The following is a 14164-nucleotide window of genomic DNA, read 5'->3' on the forward strand; positions in this document are numbered from 1 at the left end:
ATCAGTTATTTTTTCATCCTCATCTACTCTAAAAGGACAATTTTTCAAGAAGTCTTTGAGCAAGCAAGGTCTTTCCACTATGACCTTGCCCTCCAATTAAAAAAATCATTTAAAAATTAAACATCCAAATGTTTAACATCTTTAGCATGAGCTTGTATATACTCACGGCGTGGTTCTACATCATCACCCATGAAAAGGTTGAAAGTATCATTTGCTCTTTGAGCATCTTCTATGGTGATTTTTAACAAACGACGATTACTTGGATCCATAGTTGTTTCCCAAAGTTGTTCAGGATTCATCTCACCAAGACCTTTATAGCGTTGTATATAAGCACCTTTTTTAGCATTTTTTTCAACTTCATCTAAAATTTCTAAAATATCTTTATCAAATTTTAAATCTCTATCTTTAATTTTTTGATAAATATAATTTGCCTCTTCATATAAAGGATTAACAAATAAATCATCATTGATGATAAGTTCTTCTAAACCATTTTCAGTTTGTACATAAACACGAATTTCATTTTCATTGATATATGAATTTAAGATATTGTGATTTTGTTTTTCTAAAAATTCTTTTATGACTTTAAATAATTCTTCATTAGAAGCTTTTATCAAATCAGGATTTTCTATCAAATACCTAATCACTGAAATTACATTAAATCTTTTTTCTAATTCTTTTAAAACACTTCTATAAGCTGCAACGATTTTTAGAAAATCTTTTAAATCGTTTAATCCTATACCCTCATAAGTAGAACTTTCTATACCTGTTTCGATCAAATAATCATTTAAAGCTTTTTCATCTTTTAGATAAATTTCTTTTTTTTGACCTTTTTTATAGCGATATAAAGGTGGTTGAGCTAAATAAATATGTCCATTTGCTACAAGATCATTCATAAAGCGGAAGAAAAATGTTAAAAGTAAAGTTTGTATGTGAGAACCATCTACATCAGCATCTGTCATAATGATGATTTTATGATATCTTAGTTTTTCTATATCAAACTCATCACCGATCCCACAACCAAAAGCTGTGATCATATTTTGAATTTGTTCACTTTTTAAAATTTTATCTAGTCTTGCTTTTTCAACATTGAGTATTTTACCTCTTAAAGGTAAAATCGCTTGGAAAGTTCTTTCTCTACCTTGTTTTGCAGAACCTCCCGCACTATCACCCTCAACTAAATAAATTTCGCTTTCACTCGGATCTTTACTTTGACAATCAGCTAATTTTCCTGGTAAAGTCCCTACACTTGAACTTTCTTTTTTACGGGTTAATTCTCTAGCTTTTTTAGCTGCTTCTCTACCACGAGCTGCCATTAAAGCTTTATTCATGATAGCTTTTGCTTCGATAGGATTTTCTTCAAAGTATTTTGTCAAATACTCAAAAGAAGCCTTAGAAACTATAGGTCTAACATAGCTTGAACCTAATTTTCCTTTAGTTTGTCCTTCAAATTGTGGCTCAGGTACTTTAACACTTACAACTGCTATTAAACCTTCTCTTACATCATCACCTGTGATTTTAGAGTCTTTCTCTCTAGCACTAGCATTTGCTTCAATGTAATTGCTAATAACACGAGTTAAGCCCATTCTAAAACCTGCTTCGTGCGTTCCACCATCTGGAGTTTTTATATTATTAACAAAAGAAAGTAAATTTTCACTATAACTATCATTATAAAGCAATGCTACTTCAACATTTACATCTTCTTCATCTACATTGAAAAATATTGCCTTAGTTAGAGCTTGTTTTTTATTTAAATCTGTAACAAATTGACTTATACCACCTTCAAAATGAAAGCTTTCTGCTTTTCCTACACGATTATCTTTAAAATTTATAGTAATTTTTGGATTTAAATATGCAAGTTCACGAAATCTTTTAGCTAAAATTTCATAATCAAAATCAGTCACTTCAAAAATTTGATCATCTGGCCAAAATTCTATGATTGTTCCTGTTTTTTTACTTTTACCTATGGTTTCAAAATTACTTGTAACTTTACCTTCTGAAAATTCTTGGCGATAAATTTCTCCATCTCTATGCACTGTAGCAACTAATTTTCTTGATAAAGCATTTACAACGCTTACACCAACCCCGTGTAAACCACCTGAAACTTTATAAGTATCTTTATCAAATTTTCCACCTGCATGAAGCACGGTTAAAACTACAGTTAAAGTAGGGATATTTTCAGTAGGGTGAATTCCCACAGGAATTCCTCTACCATTATCACTTACTATACAAGAGCCTTCTGTAGTAATTTCTACATTAATCGTATCACAAAAACCTGCCATAGCTTCATCAATAGAATTATCCACTACTTCATAAATCATATGATGAAGACCGCCTATGTTAGTATCACCTATGTACATACCAGGGCGTTTTCTAACAGCTTCTAAGCCTTTTAAAACTTTAATATTTCCTGCGCCATAATTTTGATTTTCTTGCATTTATTTTCCTTATAAAATAACTGGCATAATTACAGTTTGTAATTCTTCACTTGAAACTAAGAATGCCATATGAGGTTCATTTATGCTAAGTTTGAATGTTTCACTTTCAATAGAATTTAAAAAGTCAGTGATGAATTTATTTTTAATGCAAAGATTAAATTCTTCATCTATATTAAGTTCCATTTCAAGTTCAGTTTTTGCTTCCATATTATCTAAACTAATACCTTCAAATACAAGTTTATCTTTATGAAAATTTAATTTCATTTTTTCAGTGATTACATTGATTTTTTTCAATGCATCCATAAATTCTTCTGTTTTAAAAATAAATTCTTTTGTGATATTTTTTGGAATTACTCTTTCATAATCAGGGAATTTATCATTAATAAGTTTTGTAAAAAACTCAAAATTATCATTTTTTGCAATCAATATATTTTCATCATAATAAATTTCAATTTTTTCAAAAAAGATTTTTTGCATTTCTAAAATAGCTTTTTTAGGGATACAAAGATTAAATTCTTTTTCGTTTGTTTTATTTAGTGTAAAAACCGCTAAGCGTTTAGTATCTGTTCCTACAAAGTTAATGTGGGTTGTTTTTATATCAAGTAAAGCACCATTTAAAGAATACTTTGGATTATTTGTATCAACTGCAGGTAGGATTTTTTTCAAAGATCTACTTAAATCACTTGAATCAATATCAAATTTATCTTTTCCTTCAGTGCTTGGGAAATTTGGAAAATCTTCATAATTAAACATAGGAAGTTTATATTTAGTTCCTTTTTGTCTAATAAAAAGGAAATTTTCTATAGTTTCTAAGACCACATCTTCATTATTTAAACTTTTAATGATATCTAAAATACTTTTAGCATTAGCAGTTGCAAAACCTGCACTTTCAACTTTAATTTTTTTGATTTTATAGTTAATACCTATTTCATAATCACTTGCCCTTATGATTAATTTATCTTCAACTACTTCAAAAAGTAAGTGAGAAGCGATGTTGCTTGAGTCTTTTTTATCTACATAAGAGTTAGTTAAAACTATGGCAGATTCTAAAGTGTTTTTATTAATGCTAATTTTCATTTTTACTTCCTTTGTTTTTTAAATTTATTTTATCATAATAATAAGCAATGTGAAAATGTGAAATGCTTTTTAAAAGCCTTTTTTTATAGAAATTTTACTCATAGAATAAAATTTTTTATTTTTCACTTTTATTCACAGGGTGCTTTTTATTTTTGTTAAAATTTTATTTCTTAATTCTTCTACTATGGCTTTTAGGTTTTCATTTTCGCTCATTAACTCTTGAATTTTTTTAATATTATGTGAAATGGCAGTGTGATCTTTCATATTAAAAAATCTAGCAAGTTGAGGCATAGACATAGTTGTAAGCTCTCTTGCTAAATATATCACAACCCTTCTTGCCATAACGATATTTTGTGTTTTTTTATTTGATTTTATATCATTTGATTTAAGATTATAACTTTTTGAAACATCAGCAAGTATGTCTTCAACACTAATATTTTCTTTTGTTTCTTTAATGTGATCTTTCATAAAGCTTTTAACGATTTCTAAAGTGATTTCTTGATTAAAAAGTCTTGCTTGGGCATTTAGATTTGTAATCATGCCTTCAATTTCTCGGATGTTATCTCCCATTGAAGTAGCGATGTAGCTTATGACTTCAGGTTTGAGATAAATAGCATTAAATTCGCATTTTTTCTTGATAATTGCGATTTTTGTATCAAGCTGAGGTGGAGTGATATCTGCGATGATCCCATTTGCAAAACGGCTTTTTAAGCGTTCTGTTATGCCTTTTAACATATTTGGAGGATTATCACTTGTCATGATGATTTGTCCAAATTTTTCTTTGATTTCATTAAAAGTAAAGAAAAATTCTTCTTGAATTTTATCTGTTTTACCTAAAAACTGCACATCATCGATGAGTAAAACATCGCAATTTTTGTATTTTTCATGAAATTTACTCATAGTTTTGTTATTTAAATGCATGGTAAAATCATTGATAAAATTATCACTTGTAGCATAAATAACCTTATATCCATTATCTAAGCACACATTTCCGACAGCTTGAAGCAAGTGAGTTTTTCCAAGTCCTGTAGGGCCATAGATAAAGATAGGGTTGTATAATTTTCCAAGTTTGCTTTTATCGGTAATAGCTTTGCAAGTTGCATAGGCAAATTGATTAGAATCTCCTACAACAAAGCTTTCAAAAGTAAAAGAAGGATTTAAAATAGTACTTTGAAATTTAATCTGTGAAATATCTGTAGAAAAATGTTTTTTCTCTATCTTTTGATCATTTGTAATGATTTTAACTTGAGGGTTAATCCCTGTTTTTACTTCATAAAAATAAGCTAGTTTTTGTGCGTATTTTGTTTGTATAAATTTAGCTAAAAAATGATTTGGTGCGATAAATACTAAGATATTATTTTTACTTAATTTTTCACTAAATTGTAAGTGAGAAATGTAAGTATTGTATTCGTTATTGCTAATTTCAGTTTTAAATTCAAATAAAAAATCTTTTATATTCATTATTATTCTTATAAATTATGATGTAAAACTTGAAATTCTAGCTTATTTTTTATAAAAAATGGTTAAAATTATTCACATAAAAATTTAAATTTCACATCTATGTGAATAAAAAGGTGAAAAGTTTGAAAGTTTTAGGGATAGATCCTGGTTCTAGATATTGTGGATATGCTATTGTAGAAAGAATAAATAATAAAAATCAACTCATAGAAGCAGGGCTTATCAAAATCAAACCCAATAATTTACAGTATCAAATCACAGAATTATGTGAAGGACTTGATCTAATCTTTAAAAATCATCAGTTTGATGAGGTAGCTATAGAAGATATATTTTTTGCTTATAATCCAAAAACGGTTCTAAAACTAGCACAATTTCGTGGAGCTTTGAGTTTAAAAATCTTACAAATTCATGGAGAATTTGCAGAATACACACCTTTACAAGTGAAAAAAACCGTAACAGGTAAAGCAAAAGCTACTAAAGAGCAAGTAGCTTTTATGGTAAAAAGATTACTTGGAATTTCAAAAGACATCAAGCCACTTGATATTACCGATGCTATCGCAGTAGCTTTGACGCATTTAGCAAATTTGAGAGTAAAAAAGTGATTTTACTTTCCATTTCCTATAAAATAAATTTCAACATCATGTAGAAGTTTTTCACATACAGCAGAATCAGTATTTTTTTCTACTACTAGGTTGATATGATTTTTGGTATCTCTAAAACTTCCTGCAGATTTTGAATTTTTTAATTCTAATTTTTGATTATCTTTTAAATATTTAATAGTTATTACAAATTTATGTGCCGCGGTAGCTTCGCCTAGATTTGTTTCTATCAAAACATTCATATTTGATGCTTTTGCTAGGGTTGCTTGAGTTTTGTTAATCACTTCTTTCATTCTTCTATTGAGTTCTAAAATTCTTGAGATGAATTTATTATCTATACTTTCAAATGCTATTTTTAGTTTATTCATAATTTCTTGATTAGTAGGTTTATCAGGTGCTACATAAACCATATAAAGTCCATTTTTAATATCTACTTTAGTGCTTTTAGTATCACGCCCACTACCAAAAACTTTTATATATATAGCATTATCAAGATATACTCTATCTATCATAGGACCATAGATTTCATATTCTCTTTTTCTTACGATTACTTCTCTTGCGGCTACTTGAATTTTTACTGAACAATCATGAATTATAGGTTCCATTTCTTTTTTTATTTCAAGTAGTTCTTTTAGCATATAACATCCTTATTATTTTTTTTAGTATTATAGATTATAACAAAAAAATGTTTTTTTCTTTGTTAATTTTAGTTTATATAATTTTTATAACATTCCAAAGTTATTTTAAAAAAAGGAAAAAAATGAAAATTAAAATTATAGTTTCAAGTTTAGTTTTAGCAAGTGCTTTATTTGCTGCAAATTCTCATCATGCTCATCATGGAGCTTCTGGAAGTATTTCATCACAAATCATGATGAGTATGCATGAACCTATGATGAAAAATCCTTTAGTACAAAGCAATGACATAGAAAGAGATTTTTTAGCTAATATGATTCCACATCACCAAGGTGCTATTGACTCATCTAAGCTTTTATTAGAACATACAAAAAGTGAAGAGATGAAAAAAATCGCTCAAAATATCATAAAAGCTCAAGAAAAAGAAATCCAAGAATTTCAAGAAATTCTAGATAAAAATCTTTATACAAAAACTCAAATTGATGAAGAAACTTATAAAAAATTCGTTCAAGAAGAAAAAGAGTTAATGCAAAAAATGATGATTTTAATGAGTTCGGTTAAAGAAAGCAAAAACATCAATAAAGACTTTTTAGAAGCGATGATAGCACATCATCAAGGTGCAGTAGATGCTTCAAAACAAATTTTATTTTATTCTAAAGACAAAACTATCACTGATATTGCTAAAAAAATCATCTTAGATCAAGAAAAAGAAATCCAAGAATTTACGAATTTGTTAAAGTATATGTAGTGAATTGATCGAAAGAAATAAAAAATGGTGGTCCGATTGAGTTTTAACTAATATTTATAAAGGCTTATTTTTAGATATTTACAGTTTTTATATTTTTTAAAGAACCCCAAAAAGAACCCTATTTAAAATATAAAAAGGGGAGGGTCACTCGAATACGCCACTATCCCCCTCTAATAAAATTATATCTTCTTATTTTAATAAGAAGATTAAAAAATAAGCCAAAAATTTTAAAGTAAAGCCATTTGTAGAATTTTTAATGCAGATTAATCAAAGGAGAGGGTCTCATTCCGCCACTATCCTCCTCTGATGGGATTATTATAACTTTTTATCCTGATAATTTAATAAGAAAATTTTTTATTTTTCTTTTTGGTTCTTTTTATTCTCTTTTTAATTTTTATAAAAAGAGAATAAAGCTACATTTTATAGTAGTATTATATTAATTACAATACATACTTTTTAAGTATTTATGCATTCTGTGATTTATTTATAGTTCTAAATTACTAACTAATTTAAATCTTTTATTTCATGTTGTAAATCCATGATTTGTGTTTGTAATTTCCAGTAGTCATCGTTAATATTTTTTTCTAGTTTTTGTACTTTATCTTCTTGCATGGTTTCTTGAAAAAGTGGAGAATAAAGTTGAGGATTTGTTTTTATATAATAGTTCAAATCTATTTCTGCTTCTTGTAATATTTCCATAGTAGTTAAACCATTTTCTATTTGTTTTTTTGAATTTGCACTAGATAAAATTTCAATTTCCATTTTTTCCTGTGGTAATACCAAAGTTATTAGATCTGACATTCCTAAAGTTTTGATTGTATTTGGATAATTTTCAGCCCATCTTTCTAATATTTTTAAAGCATAGTGAGAAATTTGTTTATTTATCCATAAATTATAAATTTGATGAAATGATGTTTCATTTAAAATAGATTCTAGTCTTTTTATATTTGGATAATTAAAATTCATAACATTCCTTTTTTTGATTTTTATTTAATTACAAGTATAAAATATTTTGTCTTATAAATATAAAAATTAAGATGAAAATTTTAGTAAAAGCAGGATAGCTATTTACTCCAAAAAATGACACCATTTTTTAAGTAAATAACAAAATATTCTCTGCGAGGCTCATAGAAAAAATGATTTTTTGAGATTATTTTTTTAATTTATGATTCGTAATTTTTATGTATATCTAAAAATATTTTAAATAATTATCTTATGTATTTTTATTATAATTTCACAAAATAAATATCATGATTTTGCTCAACAAATGAATAATAATTTATTAGATAATATTTAAGAAAGGCGTAAAATGGAAAGAAATGAATTGCAAAGCTTACAAGAATTAAAAGAAGAAGAAAAAATAAAAATTTTAGATCGTGCAAGCAATGGTATATTAGAAAAAGAAAATGCAGATTTTCTAATAAAACTTATCGATAATGCAGAAAATAAAACAGAAGTTTTGAAAATATCAGCTCTAGGTATGACTTATAAAAGAACAGGTTTTCATTTTGATGTGCGTTTGGAGAAAAATGAAGGACAAACAATAAGATATTTGAAAAAGAATGAGAATCTTAGTTTTGATCAAGGTGGAATTACTCATAAACTTATAATAGGCGATAATTATCCTGCACTTTTAAATCTTTTAATTAGCTATAAAAACAAAATTAAAGTAATTTATATAGATCCACCTTATGGAAAAGATGATTTAGGTGCATTTGCACAAACTAATTACAACAATGCAATCACAAGAGATAATTTGCTTTCCATGCTTTATCCAAGATTAATACTAGCAAGACAACTTTTAAAAGATGATGGTGTTATTTTTTGTAGTATTGATGATAGAAATCAAGCTTATGTTAAATGTTTGTTTGATGAAGTTTTTGGGGAAGAAAATTTTTGTGGAAATATTGTTTGGCAAAAAAAGAAAGGAGGTGGACAAGACTCTCAATATTTTGCTAAAGAGCATGAATATATTTTATGTTATAAGAAAAATACATGGATTATAAATAATAAAACCGAAAAATTTAGTGAAGAAAATTTTAATAAAATAATTAATAATAGAAAAGCTTCTTTAACTAAACTTGAAAAATGGGGTATAGGAGCATTAATGGAAGATGCACCCAGTCTTTATTATCCAATAAAAGATCCAAATAATAATGATTTTTATCCTATGGCACCAAATGGACAAAAAGGACGTTGGAGAAAAAAACCCGAAAACTTAGATGCAGATCATATATTTTGGAAGGAAAATTCAAAAGGTAGACTAACGCCATATGAAGTAGTATATTTTGATGAAGTTGATGTCAGAATAGTAAAAACGAGAACTATATTTACAGATTATGGAACAACAACAGATGCAACAAAAGAAATTCAAAAAATTTTTGGAAACAAAATTTTTGACACACCAAAGCCTGTATCTTTAATTAAACATATTATTGATATATCTACAGATTTAGATGATGATATTATCCTAGACTTCTTTGCGGGTAGTGGAACTACAGGACATGCTGTTTTGGAATTAAACAAACAAGATGGTGGTAATAGACAATTTATTTTAGTTACTAATAATGAAATAACAGATTTAAATCCAAATGGAATTGCCCTAGATGTTACTTCAAAGCGTTTAAAAAGAATCATGAGTGGAGAATGTTATGATGAAAGTAAAGATTTTAAATGGTTGGAAAAAAATACTCCTTATGGAGATAGCTTAGAAGTTAGTGAAATTGAAAATATTGCTTCAAGCGATCATTCAGTTTTTGAAAAAATAGATGAAAAACTTTATGGAAAAGATTTTGAAAATATCCATGATAAAATAGAATGGATATGTAAAGAATTTGAGCTAACTTGCAGAAAAATAGAAGGTGAATGATGAAACAAGAAATTATAGAATTACAAAATGAAACTGTAAATTCCTTGTTTAATTTAGCCATGCAAGGGAAAGAAAATATCACCTTAAAAGCACCCACTGGAAGTGGTAAAACATATATGATGGCAAGCTTGATGAATAAAATGCTAGAAATTGATGATGATTTTATTTTTATAGTTTCTACTCTTTCTAAAGGAAAATTAGCAGGACAAAATTTTGAAAGTTTTGTAAATTTATCTTTAAATACTTTTATAAAATTAAACCCTTTTTACATTAGTAGTGGTGCAGAAAATACAAAAAATACAGAATATAGTCTATATATTGATATAAATCATAATGTGTTTGTTTTGCCTACTTCACAATATACTAAAGCAAGTAGAATTAGTAAAGAAAAAAGCTTATTAGTATTTTTAGAAACTTGCAAAAATCTAGGTAAAAAAATAATTTTAATAAGAGATGAAAGCCATATAGCTACAAATCTGCTAAATGAGTTATCAAATTATTTTACTCAAGTTATTAATTTTTCAGCTACTCCTAAAAACGATCAATTTGATGTTTGTATATCAGAAAACGACGCTGTTAGTGCAAATTTGATTAAAAAAGTAGAATATATAGAAGATGAAGAAGATTTAGAAAGTGGATTAAGCAAAGCTTTAGATAAATTTAAAAGCATTAAAGAAGTTTATAATAAAGAAGGGATAGTTCCTGCTTTTATAATACAAATTTCTAATCAAAATAATGCAGAATATGAAATGGAAATCATCAAAAAAGTTTTGAAAGAAAAAGATTTAAAATGGGTATGTTTTGTAGAAAAAGAAAATGGCTATGAAAGTAATAGTAGATTAGAAAAAGTAAAAAATAAAAGCCTGTGGCAAAACTATGTTAAACAAAATGATTTTCCTATTGACGTTGTAATCTTTAAAATGGTTATAACAGAAGGCTTTGATATGCCTAGAGCTTGTATGCTTTATCAAGTTAGAAATTCACAATCTAAACAACTTGATGAGCAAGTTATTGGGCGTATAAGGCGTAATCCTTGTTTAACATATTTTGAAAAATTAGATAAAAATACTCAAGAAATTTTTAGCACAGCTTATGTTTATGGTATAAAACCTAAAGAAGATCAAAATAAACGCACAATAGTAAAATTAAAGGGTGAAATTAATAAAGGTTTATTTGAAAACGAAATAATTAAAGAATTTGCTCCATTTAAAATCACTGTTCTTAGAGAGGTTGCTTTAGATGATATAGATATATCAGATTGTATTAACAATGATATAGAATACTATAATGAGTCTATTTTTAAAGCTTATAAAAAATTTCAATCTTGTAGTGATAAAGTAAAAGAAAAGCAAAGAGATTTTGTTACAGATTTTAATAAATGGTTTGTGTTTAATGCTAATTTAGATAATATCAGCAATAAGGTAAGTTCTGTTGTTGAAGATTATGAAAAATATGGAGATGTAGTTGAAGTTCAATTAAGAGATGATATTTATAGTTTTTTTGATAGCAACGGAAGTTCAGTTATATTTACTGATTGGATATGGGAAAGTAAAGGGAGTAGATTTCAATTTGATAGTGAAGCTGAAGAGGAGTGGTTTACAATCCTTGCTAATTTAAAAGATATATGTTGCAAAAAAATAAAAATTAATAATGTAGAAGTTTCTTTATTTGGTAAGAATTTCATAGATAAATCAAATATTAAATTTGATTATTATTACACAAGAAAACACACAAGTTATCCCGACTTTATCTTTAAAGATAAGCAAAATAAAATTCATATTTTTGAAGTAAAAAGTGTAAATAAAAGTAGTTCTTCAAATATAGATGAGACTTCATATAAAGAAAAAATTGAAAAATTAAAAGAAGCTTATATTTATGCAAGTGAAAAAACAGGGTATATTTTTTACATTCCCGTGAAAATCGGTGGTGATTGGAAAATATGGAAATGTGAAAATGGAGTGGTTGAAGAAAATATAAATGAAGAAATGTTTGTTGAATATATGAGAGGTGAAAAGCAAGGTAGGTTATTTTGATTTTTGTTAGCATGTGATAGTTCTTGAGTATGAGCGAATAGTTTTACTTAAAGAACTATCAAATCAAGATTAATTATAATATCTTAAAAATTTTCTTCTTTCCACCTTTTTCTTGTGCTTCATAAAAAATACTCCAATAAATGTTTTTATATTTATCTAGCAGTTTCCATAAAGCATTTCTACCTACTATTTCTACATAATCTTGTTCAATTTTCTTTTTGATTTTACTTGCTAAATCTTGCTGACAAATACCATTTTTGTTTTCATTAAGAATTTCTTTAACGAGATTAAGGGTAATTTGTGTTTTATGATTTTCTGCAAATTCTAAATAATCCACAAATTCAAATTCTAAATTTAATGTGTTTATTTTAAATGCCTGAGATTTTGTAACAAATCTTCTTTTTTGAGGCTCTAAAAGAATGACAAACTCTTCATCTGTTTTAATATCTTTTTTATGTAAAAAATATCCTTCATCTACACTATCTAAAAAAGTTGTTGCACCTTTGTAGGCTTTATTATTTTCATCTGGTTTTTGTTTTGGTTGATGATGTAGAAAAATAATAGTAGCTCCATTATCTCTTATTTTTTGCAATTCATCAAAAACCTTAATCATTGTAAAGTCTTTATTAAAATCATCTTGAATAAAATTTCTAATGCTATCAATTACAATTAATGTGTTTTTTAAATCTTTAGCTTTTTTTAAATCTCTAAAAAGACTAAACTTATTTGTATTGTTAGAAAAAAAATAATAAAAATTTGAACTTTTTAAAAATTCACTTCCTTTTCGTTCTTTCAATATTCTTTCATTATTATCGCCATCAAAATAAAATATACGATCTACTTTGTTATTATCAAGCAGATATTTACTTAAATATAACATAAAATAACTCTTACCACTTCCTGCACTAGCATAAAACATTACTAAAGACTGTTTTACAAGAAAACCATCTATCAACCATTCAAAATCAATGTTTTCTAGTTTTTCTATATTTACTTGCTTGAAATTCTTTTCAAAAACAATATCAAGTAGTAGCTTGTTGCTCTTTATAGAATTCATAAATTCCCTTTGACCATGTTTTTATCTAGCCATATTTCAATCTCACTTCTTTTATATAGAATTGTTTTTCCTAATTTAATAAAAGGCAAGGAGTTAGCTTGATTTTGATTTTTTTGCATACGCATTTTATATTGTTTACTAAGACTAATTCCAAATTCGCATTCTAATTGCTTAGGGGTTAAAAAATTTTTGTTTTTTGGTTCTATAATTTGCATGTATTATCCTTTATATTTTCATAAAATAATAATTTATTTTCTAAAAATTGTCAATAATTATCATTAAATTTTTTTATTTTCTTTAAAATTATTTTATTGTAGAATATATTTTATGAAAACGATAGGTGAAAAATTAAGAGATTTGCGGAATGCTTACGGATTAAGCCAAAGAGAATTTGGAGAAAAAGTAGGTATTACTAAAGGTAGTATCAATTCTTATGAAAACAATGTAAATTCCATTACTCAAGGTGCAAAATGGAAAATTTTGCAAGCAACAGGGATAGGGTTTGAATACTTTGATTCTGATATGACACTAAGCGAGGCCTTTAAAAAATACAATATAGATATAAGTAAAAAACTTGAATTTAAGAAAATAGAAGAAAGTATTTGTGCTATATGTGATGGAGTTAAAAACTATATAGATGGAAAATATTTAGAAACATTTAATATAAAATCATTATTTTTAAATCATTTATTTGATGGTATGGGATATTTTGATTTGTGTTTTTTAAAAGTAAAACATAATGAATTAGAGCCTTATGCAAAAAATGGTGATATTTTAGTTGTATCAAGTAATAAAAATGCTGAAAATGGAGATAAAATCATCATTAATTACAAAGAAAATATTCTTATAGTTCAATATTTTCATGAGTTTGATAAAATAATACTTAAAACTATGAGTGGAGAAGAAATAAAATTTTATAATAGTGAATTTAGTGATTGTGTAGACATTTTAGCAATTATAAAAGGTAAATTTTATTTTGAAGTATGATTACTAAAGAGATAGAAATGAATAAAGGGCTTAGAATTCTTAAGCTTTACAATGAGTTAGGAAAGCTTTTATAAGGTAAAGAAGTATTGAATATTTAAAAAAATATGTTAAACATTCTAAAAGTTTGATTTTATGGATAATTTTCCTACAGAAAGTAAAAAGAAAATTTTATAATCTGTTTCAAGTTCTGTAATATAAGGTTTTATACTCTTTTTAACGAAATTAAAAAGAGTATAAAAATAATTATGAGAAATAAAATATAATATAT

General features: G+C 26.3%; 12 protein-coding genes. 5 read left to right on the forward strand and 7 right to left on the reverse strand.

Annotation, left to right across the window (positions count from 1 at the left end; all coding sequences use genetic code 11):
* Window positions 1–116: 116 nt before the first annotated feature.
* The 3 genes from gyrB to dnaA form a co-directional block, all read right to left on the reverse strand.
* Complete coding sequence (gene gyrB, locus L8Y18_RS02830; protein WP_263664526.1) at window positions 117–2435, reverse strand: DNA topoisomerase (ATP-hydrolyzing) subunit B; 2319 nt, start codon at window positions 2433–2435, stop codon at window positions 117–119.
* 9 nt (window positions 2436–2444) lie between these two features.
* The gene (dnaN, locus tag L8Y18_RS02835) at window positions 2445–3512 is read right to left on the reverse strand and encodes a DNA polymerase III subunit beta (protein ID WP_263664527.1); all 1068 of its coding nucleotides are present in this window, start codon (window positions 3510–3512) and stop codon (window positions 2445–2447) included.
* A gap of 132 nt (window positions 3513–3644) precedes the next feature.
* Window positions 3645–4973, reverse strand: coding sequence for a chromosomal replication initiator protein DnaA (gene dnaA / locus L8Y18_RS02840; protein WP_220566951.1), 1329 nt, complete (start codon window positions 4971–4973; stop codon window positions 3645–3647).
* A gap of 122 nt (window positions 4974–5095) precedes the next feature.
* On the opposite strand from dnaA, the gene ruvC reads away from it, so the two are divergent.
* Window positions 5096–5572 carry a crossover junction endodeoxyribonuclease RuvC gene (ruvC, locus tag L8Y18_RS02845; RefSeq protein ID WP_263660419.1) on the forward strand — a complete coding sequence of 159 codons (477 nt, stop codon included), beginning with the start codon at window positions 5096–5098 and terminating at the stop codon, window positions 5570–5572.
* Window positions 5573–5574: 2 nt separating this feature from the next.
* On the opposite strand, the gene L8Y18_RS02850 is transcribed toward ruvC, so the two are convergent.
* Window positions 5575–6207, reverse strand: a complete 633-nt coding sequence (locus tag L8Y18_RS02850; protein WP_133319079.1) for a hypothetical protein — start codon at window positions 6205–6207, stop codon at window positions 5575–5577.
* A 122-nt stretch (window positions 6208–6329) separates the two neighbouring features.
* Here L8Y18_RS02850 and L8Y18_RS02855 point away from each other — a divergent pair, with 122 nt between their 5' ends.
* Window positions 6330–6950: a DUF305 domain-containing protein gene (locus L8Y18_RS02855; protein ID WP_263664528.1), complete on the forward strand. Its 621-nt coding sequence runs from the start codon at window positions 6330–6332 to the stop codon at window positions 6948–6950.
* A gap of 504 nt (window positions 6951–7454) precedes the next feature.
* Here L8Y18_RS02855 and L8Y18_RS02860 read toward each other — a convergent pair.
* Window positions 7455–7916 (reverse strand): hypothetical protein, encoded by a 462-nt coding sequence (locus L8Y18_RS02860; protein WP_039668992.1) that lies wholly within the window; start codon window positions 7914–7916, stop codon window positions 7455–7457.
* Window positions 7917–8259: 343 nt separating this feature from the next.
* Between L8Y18_RS02860 and L8Y18_RS02865 the strand changes: the two genes are divergently transcribed.
* Both L8Y18_RS02865 and L8Y18_RS02870 read left to right on the forward strand, forming a co-directional pair.
* Window positions 8260–9819 (forward strand): site-specific DNA-methyltransferase, encoded by a 1560-nt coding sequence (locus L8Y18_RS02865; RefSeq protein WP_412175788.1) that lies wholly within the window; start codon window positions 8260–8262, stop codon window positions 9817–9819.
* Window positions 9819–11852, forward strand: a complete 2034-nt coding sequence (locus tag L8Y18_RS02870) for a DEAD/DEAH box helicase (RefSeq protein WP_263676201.1) — start codon at window positions 9819–9821, stop codon at window positions 11850–11852. The genes L8Y18_RS02865 and L8Y18_RS02870 overlap by 1 nt, the downstream gene beginning before the upstream one ends.
* A gap of 73 nt (window positions 11853–11925) precedes the next feature.
* On the opposite strand, the gene L8Y18_RS02875 is transcribed toward L8Y18_RS02870, so the two are convergent.
* Both L8Y18_RS02875 and L8Y18_RS02880 read right to left on the reverse strand, forming a co-directional pair.
* Window positions 11926–12909 carry a helicase RepA family protein gene (locus L8Y18_RS02875; RefSeq protein ID WP_263676202.1) on the reverse strand — a complete coding sequence of 328 codons (984 nt, stop codon included), beginning with the start codon at window positions 12907–12909 and terminating at the stop codon, window positions 11926–11928.
* Entirely contained in the window at window positions 12906–13124 is a 219-nt protein-coding gene (locus tag L8Y18_RS02880; RefSeq protein ID WP_002871904.1) for a helix-turn-helix domain-containing protein, read from the reverse strand. Before L8Y18_RS02880 ends, L8Y18_RS02875 begins: the two co-directional genes overlap by 4 nt.
* A 112-nt stretch (window positions 13125–13236) precedes the next feature.
* Here L8Y18_RS02880 and L8Y18_RS02885 point away from each other — a divergent pair, with 112 nt between their 5' ends.
* A complete protein-coding gene (locus tag L8Y18_RS02885; RefSeq protein ID WP_002871903.1) occupies window positions 13237–13896 on the forward strand; it encodes a helix-turn-helix domain-containing protein in 660 nt (219 codons plus the stop codon).
* The last annotated feature ends 268 nt before the right edge of the window (window positions 13897–14164 follow it).

Origin of the sequence: Campylobacter sp. CNRCH_2007_0968H, from assembly GCF_025773245.1 — a bacterium.
Lineage (GTDB): Bacteria > Campylobacterota > Campylobacteria > Campylobacterales > Campylobacteraceae > Campylobacter_D > Campylobacter_D lari_D.

Bases quoted from the DNA above. Each gene is read 5' to 3' on its own strand.
- gyrB (WP_263664526.1), bottom strand. From the start codon at position 2,435: ATGCAAGAAAATCAAAATTATGGCGCAGGAAATATTAAAGTTTTAAAA.
- dnaN (WP_263664527.1), bottom strand. From the start codon at position 3,512: ATGAAAATTAGCATTAATAAAAACACTTTAGAATCTGCCATAGTTTTA.
- dnaA (WP_220566951.1), bottom strand. From the start codon at position 4,973: ATGAATATAAAAGATTTTTTATTTGAATTTAAAACTGAAATTAGCAAT.
- L8Y18_RS02850 (WP_133319079.1), bottom strand. From the start codon at position 6,207: ATGCTAAAAGAACTACTTGAAATAAAAAAAGAAATGGAACCTATAATT.
- L8Y18_RS02855 (WP_263664528.1), top strand. From the start codon at position 6,330: ATGAAAATTAAAATTATAGTTTCAAGTTTAGTTTTAGCAAGTGCTTTA.
- L8Y18_RS02860 (WP_039668992.1), bottom strand. From the start codon at position 7,916: ATGAATTTTAATTATCCAAATATAAAAAGACTAGAATCTATTTTAAAT.
- L8Y18_RS02865 (WP_412175788.1), top strand. From the start codon at position 8,260: ATGGAAAGAAATGAATTGCAAAGCTTACAAGAATTAAAAGAAGAAGAA.
- L8Y18_RS02870 (WP_263676201.1), top strand. From the start codon at position 9,819: ATGAAACAAGAAATTATAGAATTACAAAATGAAACTGTAAATTCCTTG.
- L8Y18_RS02875 (WP_263676202.1), bottom strand. From the start codon at position 12,909: ATGAATTCTATAAAGAGCAACAAGCTACTACTTGATATTGTTTTTGAA.
- L8Y18_RS02880 (WP_002871904.1), bottom strand. From the start codon at position 13,124: ATGCAAATTATAGAACCAAAAAACAAAAATTTTTTAACCCCTAAGCAA.
- L8Y18_RS02885 (WP_002871903.1), top strand. From the start codon at position 13,237: ATGAAAACGATAGGTGAAAAATTAAGAGATTTGCGGAATGCTTACGGA.